The sequence below is a fragment of the Nostoc sp. FACHB-280 genome (assembly GCF_014697615.1).
Lineage (GTDB): Bacteria > Cyanobacteriota > Cyanobacteriia > Cyanobacteriales > Nostocaceae > Nostoc_B.
Genome location: NZ_JACJSD010000015.1, coordinates 83,511 through 101,927 on the forward strand (window position 1 = coordinate 83,511; position 18,417 = coordinate 101,927).

General features: G+C 41.1%; 9 protein-coding genes. 8 read left to right on the top strand and 1 reads right to left on the bottom strand.

Translation table 11 applies throughout. The features are described 5' to 3' along the window. Positions 1-600 precede the first annotated feature (600 nt). The 3 genes from H6G75_RS13375 (at position 601) to H6G75_RS13385 (ending at position 7,138) form a co-directional block, all read left to right on the top strand. On the top strand, positions 601-1,521 hold the full coding sequence (locus H6G75_RS13375; RefSeq protein ID WP_190980543.1) for a DUF928 domain-containing protein: 921 nt from the start codon (positions 601-603) through the stop codon (positions 1,519-1,521). A 359-nt stretch (positions 1,522-1,880) separates the two neighbouring features. Then, complete coding sequence (locus tag H6G75_RS13380; protein ID WP_206757372.1) at positions 1,881-5,216, top strand: FHA domain-containing protein; 3,336 nt, start codon at positions 1,881-1,883, stop codon at positions 5,214-5,216. 167 nt (positions 5,217-5,383) lie between these two features. Then, entirely contained in the window at positions 5,384-7,138 is a 1,755-nt protein-coding gene (locus H6G75_RS13385) for an FAD-binding oxidoreductase (protein WP_190980545.1), read from the top strand. Positions 7,139-7,156: 18 nt separating this feature from the next. On the opposite strand, the gene H6G75_RS13390 is transcribed toward H6G75_RS13385, so the two are convergent. Beyond that, positions 7,157-8,143: a pentapeptide repeat-containing protein gene (locus tag H6G75_RS13390; protein WP_190980546.1), complete on the bottom strand. Its 987-nt coding sequence runs from the start codon at positions 8,141-8,143 to the stop codon at positions 7,157-7,159. A 71-nt stretch (positions 8,144-8,214) separates the two neighbouring features. Between H6G75_RS13390 and H6G75_RS13395 the strand changes: the two genes are divergently transcribed. From H6G75_RS13395 to H6G75_RS13415, 5 genes are all read left to right on the top strand, one after another. After that, positions 8,215-8,784, top strand: a complete 570-nt coding sequence (locus H6G75_RS13395; protein ID WP_190980547.1) for a superoxide dismutase family protein — start codon at positions 8,215-8,217, stop codon at positions 8,782-8,784. A 199-nt stretch (positions 8,785-8,983) separates the two neighbouring features. After that, positions 8,984-11,110 carry a CHASE2 domain-containing protein gene (locus tag H6G75_RS13400; RefSeq protein ID WP_190980548.1) on the top strand — a complete coding sequence of 709 codons (2,127 nt, stop codon included), beginning with the start codon at positions 8,984-8,986 and terminating at the stop codon, positions 11,108-11,110. A 932-nt stretch (positions 11,111-12,042) separates the two neighbouring features. Continuing rightward, positions 12,043-12,729 (top strand): tetratricopeptide repeat protein, encoded by a 687-nt coding sequence (locus H6G75_RS13405; protein WP_190980549.1) that lies wholly within the window; start codon positions 12,043-12,045, stop codon positions 12,727-12,729. An 835-nt stretch (positions 12,730-13,564) separates the two neighbouring features. Continuing rightward, positions 13,565-15,361, top strand: coding sequence for a ShlB/FhaC/HecB family hemolysin secretion/activation protein (locus H6G75_RS13410; protein ID WP_190980550.1), 1,797 nt, complete (start codon positions 13,565-13,567; stop codon positions 15,359-15,361). Between the two features lie 181 nt (positions 15,362-15,542). Beyond that, entirely contained in the window at positions 15,543-18,356 is a 2,814-nt protein-coding gene (locus tag H6G75_RS13415) for a CHAT domain-containing protein (RefSeq protein ID WP_190980551.1), read from the top strand. Positions 18,357-18,417: the final 61 nt, after the last annotated feature.

Below are 18,417 nucleotides of genomic sequence, written 5' to 3' on the forward strand. Positions count from 1 at the left end.
GTTACTGGCAAAGTCAAGCCGGGGTTAAATGCCATCTAGTGACTGATTTTTTTGCCACTTATTCTCATTAGACTGAATATTTTGATGCTGTTGTGTTCTCCTATAAGTCTCTCTAGCAATTCATCTCCAGAATCTCTACCAAAATTGTCAGCATTCTAAGTTCAGAATTCTCAGCTTGCGTTAGTTATCTTTAATTGCCGTGAATGTAAATAAATTCAACTATTAACTTAACAAAAATTTAGGATTAGGACTTTACATATTTGTTACTAATCTTGAGCAGAAAAATATGTACAAGCAAGTTGCAACTAGATTATAGTAGTTTTACGTAAAAACCAATGATAACAATCGGCTAAATAATATTAACCTTTCACCAATATAGTGATTACTGATGAAATCGTAACAGGAGATACTTACTTACCTAATTGTGACAGCCTAGAAGTTTCACAGATAACCCTGGAAATTGTCAACAATAATAGATGAAATTTTGCATAAATATGCGAAATGCAACTGATCTGTGTTGTATGAACATACCGTAAAGCCCAAGAGAAGGGATTGACTATGAAACCGTTTTTCCTGATAAGATGCGTCTGTGTTACCTTAATGCTTGGCTCTCTGTTACCTGTTAGCTTAGATAAAGTAGTAGCCGCGCCTGATAACATTGCTCAAGCTCAGTCAAACTATAACCAATATATGCAGTTGGGTTACAGTGCTACTCGTCAGCGCAATTACTCAGCCGCTTTAAATTATTTTAAACAAGCACTCCAGGAAAGACCAGGCGATCGCTACGCTACCACAGCGATGAATAATATCCAAATTTATGTAGCTCGCGATCGCCGCAATGGTAACAGCAAGCGACAAACTTATGTTACCTACATTCCCCGAAACTTAGGCAAACCAGCACGGCAAATTCAGGGAGGAACTCGCGGTGTCCCACGTTTGAGCGAAAGCGGTGAGGTTTGTATACCAGGGAAAAAACGCTTAATGGCACTCACACCAACCTTGGATGTGATGCAAAGAACTACATCTGCTTATCCGACGTTTTTCTTTTATGTACCGCAAACATCTGCACCAGTTATGGAACTGGTATTGTCAGATGAAGAAGATAATGTTGTGTATCAACAAACCTTGCCAACACCGGGCAAAGCTGGTATTGTCAGCCTGAGTTTACCAGAAAAACCCGATGTGCCGAGTTTAAAAGCTGGTAAAACTTATCACTGGGACTTTTCGGTGGTTTGCGATCGCAGCGATCGGCAGCAAGATTATGTAGTTTCTGGCTCAATTGAACGTATTAACCCTGATGCTGCCCTGATATCAGAAATCAGGCAAGTCAAACCAGAAGAACAAGCGGCAATTTATGCCCTGTCTGGTTTTTGGGAAGATTCTTTAGCAATTCTGAGTGAATTGCGTAAATCTAGCCCTGATGACCAGACAATTAAAAATGATTGGGAAGATTTGTTACGCTCTGGAGGTTTAGAAGAAATTGCTCAAGAACCTCTAGTACCTTGCTGCACAATCAATTAGTCAGCTTAACTGATCACCCCTAGCAACAAACTTTACGGTGGTGAAACAATGATTAAGGAAAACTTTTAATTTCTGACACACAAAACCCTATAACATCATACGTACGTATATTAGGAGTTGTCATAGTAAATAAACTTTACCAAGCACCACTGTCATCAATTTGTATAATTACTACACTGTAAATCAACTTACCAGCAATCAAATATCAATTTGCTTGGGCAGCTAACTTCTTGTGTTCAAATCTGAACATCCAAGATAGGAATAGCTGATAGTTTTTCTATGAACTTGTACTTCGTAGGCTAGGGAATTTTATCCACCATTACTGAGTAGAAATCTAACTTTATAGCAACTGCAAACTAATGATTAGTCAAGTCTCAGAAAAAAAGATGCACATTGTCAGGTGGCTGCTGGCGATCGGCTGGCTGACATTAATCTTTTCTTTATTTTATGATCCCCTTTCAGTTTGGTTAACTGACCCCAGTAATACTGCCAGTCCCTTTCATCTCCATCCGGAGAAATATCTCGATCCTGATGATTGCGTCGCAGTCCAAGGTGTCTGCTTACCAGAACAACCCTATCCTATGGGAGCGCGGATCTTCTGGGCGATGGTACTGCCCATCGGGATCATGATTTTGGTGTTATTTGGGCATGAACTCTGGCGGCGGATTTGTCCTTTATATTTCTTCTCCCAAATTCCTCGCGCCTTGGGGATTCAACGCAAGCGCAAAGTTGTCAATCCCGAAACAGGTAACGTTCGTTATGAACTAGCTGGGGTAGAAAAGGAATCTTGGTTAGGGCGGAACTACCTCTACCTGCAAATGTTCCTCTTTTACCTGGGCTTGAACATCCGTATTTTATTTGTGAATAGCGATCGCACCGCAATGGCTTTGTTTTTGCTATTCACCATCACCTCTTCCATTGGAGTGGGTTATTTATTCAAGGGCAGAAGTTGGTGTCAATACTTCTGCCCAATGGCTCCCGTGCAGATGTTTTATACAGGCCCCAGAGGCTTATTAGGTACTGATGCTCACCTCAAGCCGCCCCAAAGTATCACTCAATCCATGTGTCGGTCGGTAGATACCAGTGGTAACGAAAAAAGTGCCTGTGTTAGCTGTCAATCTCCTTGTATAGATATTGACTCCGAACGCTCTTATTGGGAAGGCATTACCAGACCAGACCAAAAATTAGTGTTCTACACCTATTTTGGCTTGATGTTTGGCTTCTACTTCTACTACTTCTTGTATGCAGGCAACTGGGACTACTACTACTCAGGAGCTTGGACACATGAAGAAGGACAATTAAGCACCCTATTCAACCCTGGTTTTTACATCTTTGGTCACACTATTCCCATCCCCAAAATTATTGCCGCCCCGATTACCATTGGGATCTGTGCTGCACTGAGCTACTTGATTTGTCAAACATTAGAAAATGTTTATCGCGCCTTCCTGAAACGCCAAGGTAGAAACGTTAGCGAAGAAGATATATTACACGTCTGCTTTGTATTGTGTACATTTATCTCCTTCAACGTCTTCTTTTCCTTTGGTGGTCGTCCCAACATCAGCTTGTTTCCCCAATGGGGGATTTTGGTACTGAACGCCTTTATAGTCCTCGTAAGCAGCTTGTGGTTACACAGAAGTTTAGCCCGGAGCAGAGATAATTATTCTCGTGAAAGCTTGGCTAGTAGCTTGCGTCGTCAGTTGAACAAACTCGCCGTAGACTGGAGCAAATTCCTGGAAGGGCGATCGCTCCAAGACCTCCTACCCAACGAAGTCTATGTTCTAGCCAAAGTCCTGCCTGGTTTTAGCCGAGCCGACAGACTGCGTGTCTATAAAGGCGTATTGCAAGAATCTCTCCAAGAAGGTAACGTCCAATCTGCCGACAGCTTAGAAGTTCTCAAAGATGTCCGTAAAGAATTGAACGTCAGCGATGAAGAGCATTACTCCGTCCTCGCTGAACTTGGTGTTGAAGATCCATCACTTCTTGATCCTCAAAAACAACTCAGCCGGGAAAACCAACTGCGGATTGATAGTTATCGCCGCGCCCTCGAAATAGTCATCCAAGAACTCGTAGAAACAGGCACACCCTTAGCAGATGCCTTTGAGCGCAAACAAAAGCAAATTATGAGCTTGCGCCAAGAATATGCCATCTCATCTGCTGAACAAGAACAAGTCTTGGCAGAAATGTTTAACCAAGATGGCGCACTGCTGCGGACAGCAGAACAGCTACTCTCCCAACTACAAGACCTAGCTGTTCGTTATCAAGCCCTGCAAAACTTAGTTTCTAACCCCCATGCACCTGTTTACCTCTTGCTGCGACAAGCAGTCCAAGAAAAACAAAAACTGATTGTTACCCAGTTACTCAGCATCCTAGAAATATTAGGAGATACCCCCGAAGCCCTAGATATTGCTCGTTCCATTGGTGTACTAGCAGCTAACATCCTCGGAGAAATTCTGCGATCCAATGAAGAGCAGTCTAGATGGATGTCTCGTTTGAGCATGAGAGTCATCGCTTCCTTACGCCAAGCCAAAGACCTAGTAACTCAATCAGTTTCCGTAGCGACAGACTTTAATAATGGCATCGCCGATACCCAAATCGACGTTCCGGGGAACAATAGTGCCAGTAGGAATGCCACTCCCACCACCGCCACTTGGAGTTCCATCGTCGCGCCTACCCAAATTCCCGAACCTGCTTTACGTTCTGATGTGATTATTGATGTCTTAATGCAACTTTTACAAGACATCGATCCCTTAGTCCAAGCAGCCAGTTTGTATGCACTACATCAAATTGACCCCAGTCTTGGTTTCCAACAAGCCCGTCAGCTGTTAGATACAAAGTCCATCAAAGACAATTTGGTCATTGAAACAGCCGAACGCATTCTGGGTCAAGGACAGCCCCACGGCAAAACCACCGTTCCTACCATGATTGCTCAAGTCAAAATCATGGGACGTGTAGAACGACGAGTATTTCAACAGCCTACAGTGCGCGTCGGAAGAGAAGTTGGCAACGACATCATCATTTCCGATAACCGTGTTTCTCGCCAACACGCCATCTTCTATGTAGATGAAAAAGGCGTGAGTGTGAAAGACTTGGGTAGTAGCAACGGTCTACGGATTGGCAAGACGCAAATCTTTGACCAGCAAACACAACTCCAACAAGGTGATGTTGTCCGCTTTAGCAGTGGTGACGATATCGTGATTCTGGTGCAGTGGGAAATGCAAGCCCAACAAGGAGATACCATCGCGGATGCTTTAGGAACCTTAGAAAAACTGTTGTGGCTGTATAAGAGTAGTTTCTTCTCTGGTTTAAAAGCCAACGTCTTAATTGATTTGGCGAAAAATAGCCATGTGCGCGTATATCGCCCCGAAGAAGAAATTTGCCGGATGGGTACACCTGCCCATGACTTGATTGTTTTAATTGATGGTGAGGCGAGAGTCAGCCAAAGTATGGGCAATCAAGATATGTCAGGGATGATTTCACCTGGGCAAACGATTGGTGAATTGGAAGTATTAAACCACACCAATTATGCTTCAACCATCGTCGCATCTGGTACTAGAACCAAGACACTCAGAATCAATGCCGAGAATTTTGAGGCAGTGCTGGCACAAGACACATTACTAGCCAGAAATATCTTGGAGCTTTTGAGTAATCGTCTGCAAGCAAGTATGGGACAAGCTTGTTCAATAACGCAACTCTAAGAGTTTAACTGGGATGGTAGTACCGTCCCAGTTAAAAATATCAGCATGAGTTTTGTAGCACGCCTCATTACCTCGATTGAGTTTAGGTAATGATTACAACTAAAAGCAGAATTCGGCAGAAATTCCTGCGTATAAACACAGAAAAATTGACGTATTAGGTAATTAATATGCTTAAACTCAGAATCATTGATCCTCAGAAACCCAACGAACTCAAAGAACTAGACCTCAACCTAGATACCATGCTCAATCATGAGTGTCTAATTGGCCGCTATCCCAACTGTAATGTAGTGCTGGATAGTGCCGAAGTTAGTCGGATGCACGGTAAAATTTCTTTAAAAAATGGTAATTATTATTACACTGATTTAGCCAGTCGGGCTGGTTCACGGTTAAATGCTGACCAGATCCAAATCAATCAAGATTATCCTCTGAAATCTGGAGATATGATGCAGATTGGTCGGTTCTTTTTGATGGTAATCAGCTTAGTTGCCAGCAATGAACCGACCATGATTGATTTGAATATTAACGTTAATACTAACGTTGTCACCACAAGCAATGGTCAGGCAATACAACAAGAAATAGCGATCGCACCTGTTGCACCCACACCAACCCCAGAACCCCTACCAACTCCTGCGCTTCCCACCAAAGACCCGCAAGAGTATATGCCCTTAGCAACGGTAGATCCCAGCCAAATTGAGCGGTGGATGAAAGGCGATTTAACCGTCCAATGTATCCAAGTTATCGATGAAACCCACGATGTTAAAACCTTCCGCTTCGTGGCTGACCCACCAACGCTCTTTACCTATAAACCAGGTCAGTTTATCACCCTCGACCTAGAAATTAACGGCGAACAGGTATTACGTTCCTATTCCATCTCATCTACACCTTCTCGTCCCCACACCCTAGAAATTACTGTTAAGCGTGTGCCTGCACCAGCAGATGCGGGGCCAGATGTCCCCCGTGGTTTAGTTTCCAACTGGTTGCACGACAACGTCAAAGCAGGTAGCGTCCTGAAAGTAAATGGCCCAACAGGTAAATTTACTTGTTTTGCCAACCCTTCACCCAAACTGTTGCTAATTTCTGCTGGTAGTGGCATCACACCTATGATGTCTATGTCGCGCTGGGTATATGACACCGCCTCAGATGTGGATATCGTCTTTTTCCATTGCGCTCGTAGTCCCAGAGATATCATTTACCGCCAGGAACTCGACTGGTTAGCAGCCAACCATCCCAAGTTTAATCTCGCAATTAGCATTACCCGTCGTGAACCTGGTCAAAGTTGGATGAGTTTCACCGGCAGACTAGATGCAGCAATGTTAAAACTGATTGCGCCAGACTATAAAGAACGCACAGTTTATGTATGTGGGCCGAATCCATTTATGGAATCGGTCAATGACTTACTCGAAAGCATCGACTTCCCGATGCAAAACTACTACGAAGAAAGCTTTGGCCCGCCTCGGAAAAAAGTCAAAAAAGCCCCAGCACCTGCTCCAGCAAAAGTAGAAGTTGCTGCGGCTTCCGCAGGCAAAGGGCTACGCGAAATGCTTGGGAAAATCTCTACCGAAGCAGCACCCGTCCAAGATGTCGGAGCGCGTGTGGCCACAACCCCAGTCGCAGCAGCATCAGTTCCCGTTTCTCCCGCCCCAGCCTCTTCTAGTCAAACCCTTATAGTTTTCTCTAAATCGGGTAAAGAAGTCGCTTGTGATGGCGAAGAAACAATCCTCGATATGGCAGACCAAGAAGGCGTAAAAATCCGTAGTAGTTGCCGTTCTGGGGTTTGTGGGACTTGCAAAAAACGGAAGTTAGAAGGCGATGTCAAAATGGAAGGCTATGATCCTGAAGCTTTAGAAGAAAGTGAAATTAAAGAAGGCTATGTTTTAACTTGTGTAGCTTATCCAGTTGGTAAGGTAGTGATTGATGCTTAGTTAGCCAATCTAGGAACTTTAAAAATCGTCAGAGAGTTGGGACTGCTGGATATCAAATAAATTTTGGTCTTGGCCAGAGTTTTCTGGTTGGATGATTTCAAAGTTTTGATTGGTAGGAATTAACCCTAGCTGCATCCGCAAAGCCTCATCATATTTGGCTTGTTCCCAATTCCTGGCTAATTTAACTTGCTCTGGATTCAAGTTTTGAGCATCTCTGAGATCAGCATTTTGCAAATCAGCCCCCTGAAAATTGGCTTGGCCAAGATTAGTCGGGCTGAGGTCAGCACCTTGAAAATTAGCATATTTGAGATTAGCACCTTGGAGATTGGCATAACTTAAATCAGCTTCTTGCAGATTGGCATAACTTAAATCAGCACCTTGCAAATTGGCACTCCAGAGGTAGGCTAATTGAAAATTGGCATGACTTAAGTAAGCATTCTGAAAATTTGTATAGCTGAGGTTAGTACTTTGTCCTTGAAGATTGGCATTTCTTAAATTTGCTCCCTCAAGGTTGGCATATCTTAAATCTGCTTGTTGCAGATTGGCATTGCGTAAATCAATTTCTTGCAAACAAGCATTTTTTAGGTTACTACCTTCAAGATTCGCATCTCGTAAATCTGCACCTTTTAAATTAATGCCAGCTAAATAAGCTTTCTCCGCAGTCAGTCCAGCCAAGCTAATACCATCATTTTTCAAGTCTTGTAAGGCTTGAATCCTACCCCCACTCGCTCGTTGTCCATAAGCTGAGTTAATTACGCGCCATGCTTCGTAATGTTCTTGCTTTTTTCGAGAAGGAGTTTCTCGGAAATAAAGAATGACCGCCGCTAAAATACTCAAGTCTTGGAGAGTACTAATAAACTTAGAACTCATCAATAATTCCACAATACTTTTAAATGGAGGCTTATCTTCAACAAACCGAATTACTACTATTGACAACACAAATATCGCAGCAAAAATAATCCACTCTTGAAAGTCTTGTATCCATTTACGTAAGCGTTCACGCATTTTTACTTCCTCTTGTGGTCAAGATATTGAATAACAAAACCAGTGTTAATTGAGTTTTGAGAATCTGAATTATGAAATTTATCTCTTACATCGTTATTGCTTGTCTAGTACTACTAACAGCTTGTGCTTCTCCTTCCAATGGTGCTGGGCCACAGCTAAAAGCTCAAGCCCAAATTAGTGGCCCTGGGATTACAGGGACGCTGAAAGCCGTGCAAAATAGTGAACTTCAGTCTGTTTGGGTGGCTGTAGAAATTAAAGGTGATCCCAAAATCTTGACTCCGGGATTACATGGTGTTCATATTCATGAAATAGGTGCTTGTGAAACAGGTACCGAAAAGCCTTTTAGTTCTGCTGGTGGACACTTCGACCCTGGCCCCTTTGGTTCATCCAAGCCGGTGGAAAAAAACCATCCTTATCATTTAGGTGATTTACCCAATATTAAAATTAATCCCTTGGGTCAAGGTCGTTTAGAAGCATTTATTAGCAGTGTGAGTCTTACCGATAGTCCCATCAGCTTGTTTGATGGTGATGGTAGTGCTGTGATTATCCATAAACTACAGGATCAAAAGAAGGCTGGTGGTACAGCCGATGAAGCTGGTGGTGGTCGTTTAGCTTGTGGTGCGATCGCCAAGGCAAGTTAGTATAAATCTCCAGTAGGAGAGTCATCTGGAATTTCCCCTACTGGAGATTTAATGATTTTTGTTCCAGTTCTGATACATAGTATCGAAAGTTTCAGTTATCAACCTACAATTACTTTTAAATGTGTATGGTTACACTCACGCCAAAGTTGTGTACTTTAACGTAGTTGACCTACCATAAAGATCCAACTTTCGTAAGACTATGTTTGCAGGGGCGAAAAAACTATTCACACAGCCAGTCATAGTTACTAGCGTGCTAGTTACACTAGTTTTGCTGGGGGTTCAAAGGCTGAGACTTCTAGAATACTTTGAATTAAAAGTCTTTGACCAAATGATGCAAAGGCGTGCAGATTTACCCCCTGACCCCCGCCTGTTGATTGTTGAATTTACAGAAGAGGATATCCAACAACTCAAGCATGGCACCCCCACAGATGAAGAACTAAATAGGCTGTTAGGTAAATTAGAAAGTAACCAAGCCAGTGTTATTGCTTTAGACTTCTTTCGAGATGTACCTATAGATCCTGGCCATACCCAACTAATTAACCGTCTGCAAACAAGCAATAAAATTATTCCGATTTGCAGCACAACAACACCCCCGCCACCAGGACTAGATGCCAATAATGTTGGATTTGCCGATTTGCCAGAAGACCCTGATGCAGTTATTCGCCGCGCCTTACTATTTGTTAATCCTGAACCAAAAGCGCCTTGCCAAAGCCAACAGTCTCTAGCAGTATTAGCCGCACTCAAATATCTAGACGACACAGCCAAAATCCAACCAGAAATTACCCAAACAGGTGAGGGATTACAATTAAAGCTGGGAAAAACCCTGTTTCATCGTTTACCAGCAGACGCAGGCGGTTATTTAGCCGCAGATAATGGCGGTTTTCAAATTTTGCTCAACTACCGTGCCTTTCATAATATTGCCCGGAAAGTTAGTTTTATAGAAGTACTCAACAATCAAGTTAATCCTGATTGGGTTAAGGGCAAAATCGTTTTAATTGGAGCCACAGCACCCAGTAAGCAGGATATTCGTAATACTCCTTATGCCACTGGTAGACAAGACAATACTGGCAAGATGCCTGGAATTGTGATTCATGCTCATATTGTCAGTGAAATTCTCAGTGCAGTTCTTGACCAAAGACGAATATTTTGGTACTTCCCGGAATGGGGAGAAGTAATTTGGCTGTGGGGTTGGACTGTCATCGGTGCATTGATTGGATGGAAAATTAAACATCCAATACTTCTGGGATTATCTGGTGGCGGTGCTTTGGTTTGCTTGGTAGGTGGCGGCTTTATCATCTTTACTCAAGCTGGATGGGTACCAATAGCACAGCCTGTCTTGGGATTAATCGCAGCTGCTGGCAGTGTAGTTGTTTACACTGCATACTATGAAAAAATACAGCGAGATAAAATTGCCCATCAGATTCAAGAACAAGAAAAAACAATAGACCTCTTAAAATCTTTATTACGAGAAGGTAGTAATACTGCTAACGAAGCTAATCAACCTGTTGATAGTCAGCCCCAAAGGGATCAGTTGCTGAACCACCGTTACAAAGTGACAAATGTATTAGGTTCAGGGGGTTTTGGTTATACTTACTTAGCAGATGATACTAAGCGCCCTGGTTCGCCAAAATGTGTTGTCAAGCATTTACAACCTGCTCAGAAAGACCCCAGATTTTTAGAAGTTGCTAGACGTTTATTTAAGGCAGAGGCAGAAATCTTAGAGATTTTGGGACAGCACAAGCGCATTCCGCAACTATTGGCTTATTTTGAAGAAAATCAACAATTTTATCTAGTACAGGAATATGTCAAAGGACATTGTTTACAAGATGAATTGGTTGTTGGTAAGCGTCTTGAGGAAGCTGAGGTAATTAAAATTTTAAGGGATGTTTTGAAGGTACTAGTATTTGTCCATGATCACAATGTCATCCATCGAGATATTAAACCGAGCAATTTGATGCGACGGGAAACAGACGACAGAATAGTGTTGATTGACTTTGGTGCAGTTAAACAAATTCAGCCACAGCAAGAAGAGGAAAGTTTAACAGTAGCTGTGGGTACTCTGGGTTATGCAGCGCCTGAACAACTCATGGGTCAGCCCAGGTTAAACAGTGATATTCATGCCTTGGGTATGATTGGAATTCAAGCTTTAACTGGAAAAGTTGCTAAAGAAATTGAACGTGACCCGCAGACAACTGTACTAACTTGGCGAGATAAGGCACAAGTTTCTGATGGGTTGGCGGTGATATTAGAAAAGATGACTTCTTTTGATTATCTCAGAAGATATCAAACTGCTAAAGAAGTTCTTGCGGATTTGGATAAGCTCTAGAGCCGGATGAGATGATATAGCAGAAGGCAGAAGGAAAAATCTTACTATCCCTTGCATTCAAACTTTTAAGCTGTCCTAACATATCTGACTACCGTGATATCGTGTCCGGTAAAAGACTTATTATCAAGACCGCAGGAGGAGGAAGAGTTTTGTCTTTCTGCACAGATATGCTGAGTCATAACTGATTTGCCAGACATGATGTGATAGGTGACAGAGCCAAAAGTTAGCTGATGTCGGAAACTCTGTTGCTATTGCGAGGGAAAGAGTTTTGGGAATTTGTAGAAATTTTTACTATGAATCTTGCTGCGCCTGCATTATTGTATTAGCAATTTACCAGCTCAAATTTCTAGAAATTTCACATTCTGCTGGAGTTGGAAGTTAGAAACTATAAAGTAATTTCATATTTGGTTGTATAACTTGTCTTGTGCTTCATATAAACGAAAACTACTTTATCTAATATTTGCGATTTAGCAAAAAATCTTTCTATCCTACTGACTCTTCTACTTAATATTGACTTTATGAATAGGCTCTTAGTGAGAGAACCAAATTTTTTCTTAATTATGTAAATAGCGATCGCCACAGGTATCTGCTGTATTATATATACCTTAATAATGTAAAATTTAGTCAGATATATTACTGTACTACCTAAAGTATGATTGTATGCAAACAGATGATATCTGCTGCAAAATAGATACTTTTATCGATCATGATTGCTACTATACCCGGTAAGTACTAACACAGAAGTCAAGAACAAATAACTTTGGGAGAATTAGAAGCAATCAAAAGTTCCTAATTCCCAACCCTGGATAAGATATCAAATTCATCTGGCTGACGATGTTTATAGCAAAGTCAATCAATTCTTATTTAGTTAATGACTTGCATCAATCAAAGTTTGGCTGTACACCCTCCTTAAGTCAAATCGAGCTAATTTTATGAAGCACAGACTCCTCACGGCTACAGCACTAATGACAATAACATGGTTCACGCCTTTAGGTAACATTAAACCTGCAATGGCTGAACAAGGTTATACCAGCAGCCTAAATCAACTATCTGAACTGAGTTCCAGCCCTAATCAAAATCGCATTGGACAGCAATTATCTGTGATGCTGGTAATTGCTGGTGGTGGAGTATTTGGTTGGCTGGCACTGAAAAATAAAAAGTCCGTTTTCAGTAAATTGCATTTTCAGAAAATAAATTCTGTCTCCACAGAAAACTCTATTTCCCAAGACAGAACAGAAATACAAAATACTACAGAAACTACAGATATTGCTACATATATTAAACAAGCTTATAGTTATTTCAAACAAGGGGATAGCCAAAGAGCAATTGAAGAATTTAATCAGGCGATTGGTGTAAATCCCCAGAATGCTTATTTGTATGGTGAAAGGGCAAATTTCCGGCGTAAGAATCTGGGAGACAAACAAGGCGCGATTGATGACTATAGTAAAGCCATTGGGATTCATCCGCAAAACGCTTTGTTCTATCTTTGGCGTAGTCAGGCTTACAATGACCTAGGGGAGCAGAAAAAAGCTATGGAAGACTATAATATGGCGCTGCGCCTCGCTCCTGAAAATACGATGTATCACTCTTTTCAGAATGCTGCCAACTTCCGTGAATAATTAGATTGATAATTGCTGAATAAAAGTGCGATCGCTTGATAAGTAAAATCTTATTATTTATTAATCTTCTAAAATTGTTACCACTAAGACAGATAGTGCAAATACTGATGTTTTGTGGCTTTAAATTTTAAATAACTGTAGTATAAATTACTGGCTGCTTTACGGGTGAAAGGTTACAGGTGATTGGAGAGAAAGGACAAGCTTTTTGAAGAGCTTCTAGAAATTAAATTATTTCATTTGGAGAGCGAAGACCCTGTAATGTTTTGTTTCTTCCCTTTGCTCCCCTATATTTTTCGACTATGCCATAGCTCATTTTGGCTGCTAACCTACAGCGCAGCATGATTCCCCAGTTTATATCATGTCCGGTAAAAGACTTATCATACAAATCGCAGGGGGCAGGGAGCAGGGGGAGAAAGAGTTTTGTCTTGCTGCACAGATGTGTTTAATCATAACTGATTTGTCGGATATGATATTATTCAGTTTTTTTAAATACTTAAAAAACTTTGGTTGCAAAAATTTTATCCTGTAATTTTAGCCAAATTACCCCAATTTTTCAAGGTAAGTAATCTATTGGCGCATCAAGAAAATTAATAAAATAGAAAGATTACCTACGCAAATATACTGGTAAAATTAGTAGGCAAATTCATCTGGAATAATTTTTAGGTGTTAATTAGTCAGCAAAAAACAGTGAAAAACTTAAATATTTCTCAACGATAGATATTGATATGGCGCAATTGTGGAGATGACTGCTACTAGCTGGACATAACAAAGGCAAAGTCATAAAACCGATGCTCCCACAAAAATATACAACATATCCTATCTACATCTACCTACCATGTCTGCTGAATATTTTTTGAGTCTGAAAGATTATAGGCGATCGCTCAATCGACTGATCTTCCTAGCTTTGTTTCTTGGCAATTTATCTCCCAGTCTTGTGCAAGCACAGACGGGAAATACTCATTTAGTAGCTCAAGCCAGACCAGATTTACCACCACCAGAAAATTTACCAAGACCACAACTACCGCAACCAACTCCACCTGAAACTCCCACCTTACCATCGCCAGAAGATTTATTTCGCACTCCCAACGAAACCACTCCACCACCAGAAACAATCCCCAGTGGGATACAAGATACAATTCGCGTTGACCGTTTTGAAGTAATTGGTAGTACTGTATTTAGCAGTGCAGAACTGGCAAAAGCCACACAGGAATTTACTGGTAAACCCATCACCTTTGCAGAATTGCTCAGAGCCAGTGATGCTATTACCAAACTCTATACAGAAAAAGGTTACATTTCTTCAGGAGCATTTATCCCAGCTGATCAAACCTTCAAGACTAGAGGCGGTATCGTCAAAATTCAAGTGATTGAAGGTAGTGTAGAAAGTATAGAAGTTAGAGGACTCAAACGACTCAACCCGGATTATGTGCGGAGTCGCATCGCTGTAGCGACAGGTAAACCCTTAAACGTCAACAAATTACTTCAAGCACTGCAACTATTACAACTAAACCCTTTAATTAAAAATATTTCGGCGGAGTTGGCAGCTGGTTCTCGTCCTGGGACTAGTGTAATTGATATTAGGGTATCTGAAAATAAAACATTCAGCGCCCAGGTGAATTTAAATAACAATCGAGTTCCAAGTATTGGCAGTTTTCAAAGACAAATTCAATTTAACCAAGCCAATTTATTGGGATTAGGTGATGGACTTTCTGTTGCTTATGCCAACACCGATGGCAGTAATGATGTTGATGTTAGCTACACATTACCAGTTAATCCCTACAATGGGACTGTGCAGTTTCAATATAACTACACTTCTAGCAATGTTGTGGAAAAACCTTTTGATATTTTAGATATTGAAGGTAGATCCCAAGACTTTGCCATTACCTTTCGCCAACCACTGTTGCAAACCCCTACCACAGAATTTGCCTTGGGAATTACAGCCAATCGCCGCAACAGTGATATTGGCTATTTAGAAGCTTTGGCTGGAGAACGTGTTCCCTTTCCTTCGCCGGGATCTGTGGATGGCCAAACTCGGCTTTCGGTGCTGCGATTTTTTCAAGATTGGACACAACGCAATAGTAGAGAAGTATTTGCAGCGCGATCGCAATTTAGTTTTGGAATCGATGCCTTTGATGTTACCAACAGTGGCGCACCACCAGATAGTAGATTTTTCTCTTGGCGGGGACAAGCCCAATGGGTACGCCTGTTAGCACCGGAAACCTTACTTGTGTTACGAGCTGATGCTCAATTAGCCGACAGAGCATTAGTACCCCTAGAACAGTTTGGTTTGGGTGGTCAAGCAACAGTGCGGGGCTATCGCCAAGATTTACTTTTGACAGATAATGCTGTTTTTGTGTCGGCTGAGTTACGTTATCCGATTCTCCGCGCCCCGCAATTAGGAGGTGTACTACAGCTAACGCCATTTATTGATTATGGTACTGCTTACAACAGTTCCAATCGTGCTGATCCTGATCCTAATAGCCTTGCTTCTGTTGGGTTGGGATTACTATGGCAAAGCGATCGCATTAATGCCCGATTTGATTGGGGTATCCCTTTAATTGATGCCAATTCTCAGAATAATACTTTGCAGGAAAATGGTTTGTATTTTTCTTTAGTTTATACTCAACCTTTTTAATAAGTCTGAAGTTGTAATCATAAAAAGACTTTGGAAATCAAAAAATAAACCACTTTTACCTACTCACACAGAATTAATTACATACATTCTTTTCTTGTTCCCTATATCTACAAATGAATCTAATTTTGTGCAACTACTGATCAAATCTTTTTTGTCTGGTTAAATTAAGAATCTAAAAATTATGTCTGCACTAATTTTTTTAGCGACAATATCACAAATTACTCAGCCAGTTGCCTTGATTCCCAACTCTTACCAAGTGGCGATGCAAAATGTCACTGCACCTATCACAGAAAATCTGCTATCAGCAAATCCGCAACAAACTTTAGAACAGGGAATACAACTTTACCGAACGGAAAAGTTTACCGAAGCTGCTAAATTGCTTCAGCAAGCGGCGGGAGGCTTTCAAGCACAAGCAGATCATCTCAATCAAGTCTTAGCATTAAATTATCTGGCATTGGCAGAACAGCAAATTGGAGAATTACCCCAAGCGCAAAAAGCGATCGCGGATAGTTTGGCATTATTAAAAATAGCGGCGCAAAGAAATTCCTACGACTATTTATCAATCCTAGCACAAGCTTGGAACACTCAAGGACAAATACAATTAGCATCAGGACATTCCCAAGAAGCATTAACAAGTTGGGAACAAGCAACGGCTATTTATACTAAATTGGGTGATGATGCGGGGAAAATTGGTAGCCAACTGAATCAAACTCAAGCATTACAAGCATTAGGACTATATCGTCGCGCAAGAATTACCTTAATTCAGGTAAATGAATTACTCGAAAAACAACCAACTTCTCCCCTAAAAGTGGCGGGACTGTTGAATTTAGGTAATACATTGCGGTTGATGGGTGATTTAACTCAAAAAAATACTCAGGGAAAAGCAATCGAACAACTTGGTTCTTTGCAAGTATTAGAGAAAAGTTTGTCTCTAGCCACACAAGTATATCCACAATTAATTCCTGAAATTCAGTTGAGTTTAGGAAACACTGCTCAAGCTTTGAGTGTAGGGCAGAATCCTGAAGAAAAAAGCCAAAAACTTGCCGATGCTTTAGATTATTACACTAAAGCTGCTCTAGCTAAATCACCATTAACTCGGTTACAGGCAAAACTGAATCAAATGCGCTTATTAATGGATCAGCAAAAATGGCAGCAAGTCCAAGGCTTATTACCAGAAATTCAGCAACAACTCGATGCTGTACCAGCAAACCGAAAAACTATATATGCGCGGATTCACTTTGCTCAGAGTTTGACTTGTTTCAAACAACTAACTGAACCTGTAATGGCGGGAATTAATGCTAATTGTCCTAAAAATGAAATATTCGCTGATGGGAGTTTCAGTAATGTCAAAAACCTCGAAACTGTGCAATTAACTGGGGCAAATGTGGAATGGAAAGCGATCGCCCAAATGATTGCCAGTGCAGTTGACCAAGCTAAAATCCTCAAAGATAGGCGTGCAGAAGCTTATGCTTTAGGCACATTAGGTAATTTATACGAACAAACTCACCAGTGGCAAGAAGCCCAACAATTGACTCAGCAGGCTTTAAAATTGGCTGAAGGAATTGGTGCTGCTGATATTGCTTATCGTTGGCATTGGCAATTGGGTAGAATTCTCAAGGCGCAAGATAATCCGCGACGTAATGAACAAGGGGCGATCGCAGCTTACACCAAAGCGGTGAATATTCTCAAATTATTGCGGAGTGATTTAGTAGCGATTAACCGCGAAGTCCAATTCTCCTTTCAAGAAGGAGTCGAACCGGTTTATCGGGAACTTGTGAGTTTATTGCTGCAAAATTCGCCCTATCAAGAAGATTCCGCAGCTAATCAACAAAATCTCAAAACTGCCAGGGATGTGATTGAATCACTGCAATTAGCTGAATTAGATAACTTTTTTCGCACAGCTTGTTTAGATGCTAAACCTGTGCAGATTGACGAAATTGATCCTAAAGCCGCAGTCATTTATCCGATTATTTTACGCGATCGCTTAGAGGTGATTGTTTCTTTACCTAACAAAGCCCAAAACCAAAAACAAAACTTATTATTACGCTCCAAACCTATTCCAGTTTCCCAAACAGAAGTAGAAAAGACTATTCAAGAACTACGAGCCAAATTAGTCACACGTTCAACGCGAGAATTTTTGCCAATTTCCCAAAAAGTTTATAACTGGTTAATTAAAGATATCGAACCTCAATTACAAGCACACAAAGTAGAAAACCTAGTGTTTGTTTTAGATGGCGCATTGCGGAGTGTACCAATGGCCGCACTTCATGATGGGAAAGAATATCTGATTCAGAAAGGTTATAATATTGCACTCACACCAGGGTTGCACCTACTACCAACTCGTTCCTCAAGTAGAGATAAACCACGCACCATTGCAGCCGGAATCACAGAAGCCATCGGAAACTTTGAAGGATTACCCAGTGTTGAACAAGAAATTAACTCTATTAAACAACAAGTACCAGCGCGAGTCTTGCTAGATAGTCAATTTACTAAAATTGCCTTAGAAAAAATAATCAAATCCTTTAATGCACCAGTGGTTCATCTTGCAACTCACGGTCAATTTGCTTCTAACGCCGAAGATACCTTTATTTTGACTTGGAAAGATTCGCAAATTAAAGACCTAACCTTAGTCGGCGATCGCGTTAATGTTAACGAATTAAGTTCATTATTGCAAACCAGAGAGACTAGCCAAAGAAATGCGATCGAGCTATTAGTTTTGAGTGCTTGTCAAACTGCTACTGGCGATAAACGAGCTGGCTTAGGAATTGCTGGATTTGCATTACGTTCTGGGGCGAGGAGTACATTAGCAACATTATGGAGTGTTGATGATCAAGGCACTGCCATGATTATGGGAGAGTTTTATAAACAGTTTGCTAATACCAAAGAGACTAAAGCAGAAGCTTTAAGACGCGCTCAACTTCTACTTTTAGCAGACCCTAATTATAGGCATCCTTTTTATTGGTCTCCTTATGTTCTAGTAGGTAATTGGTTATAAATCAATACAGTTAAGCTAATATTTTCATCTGTAGAGACGTTGTATACAATATCTCTAATTT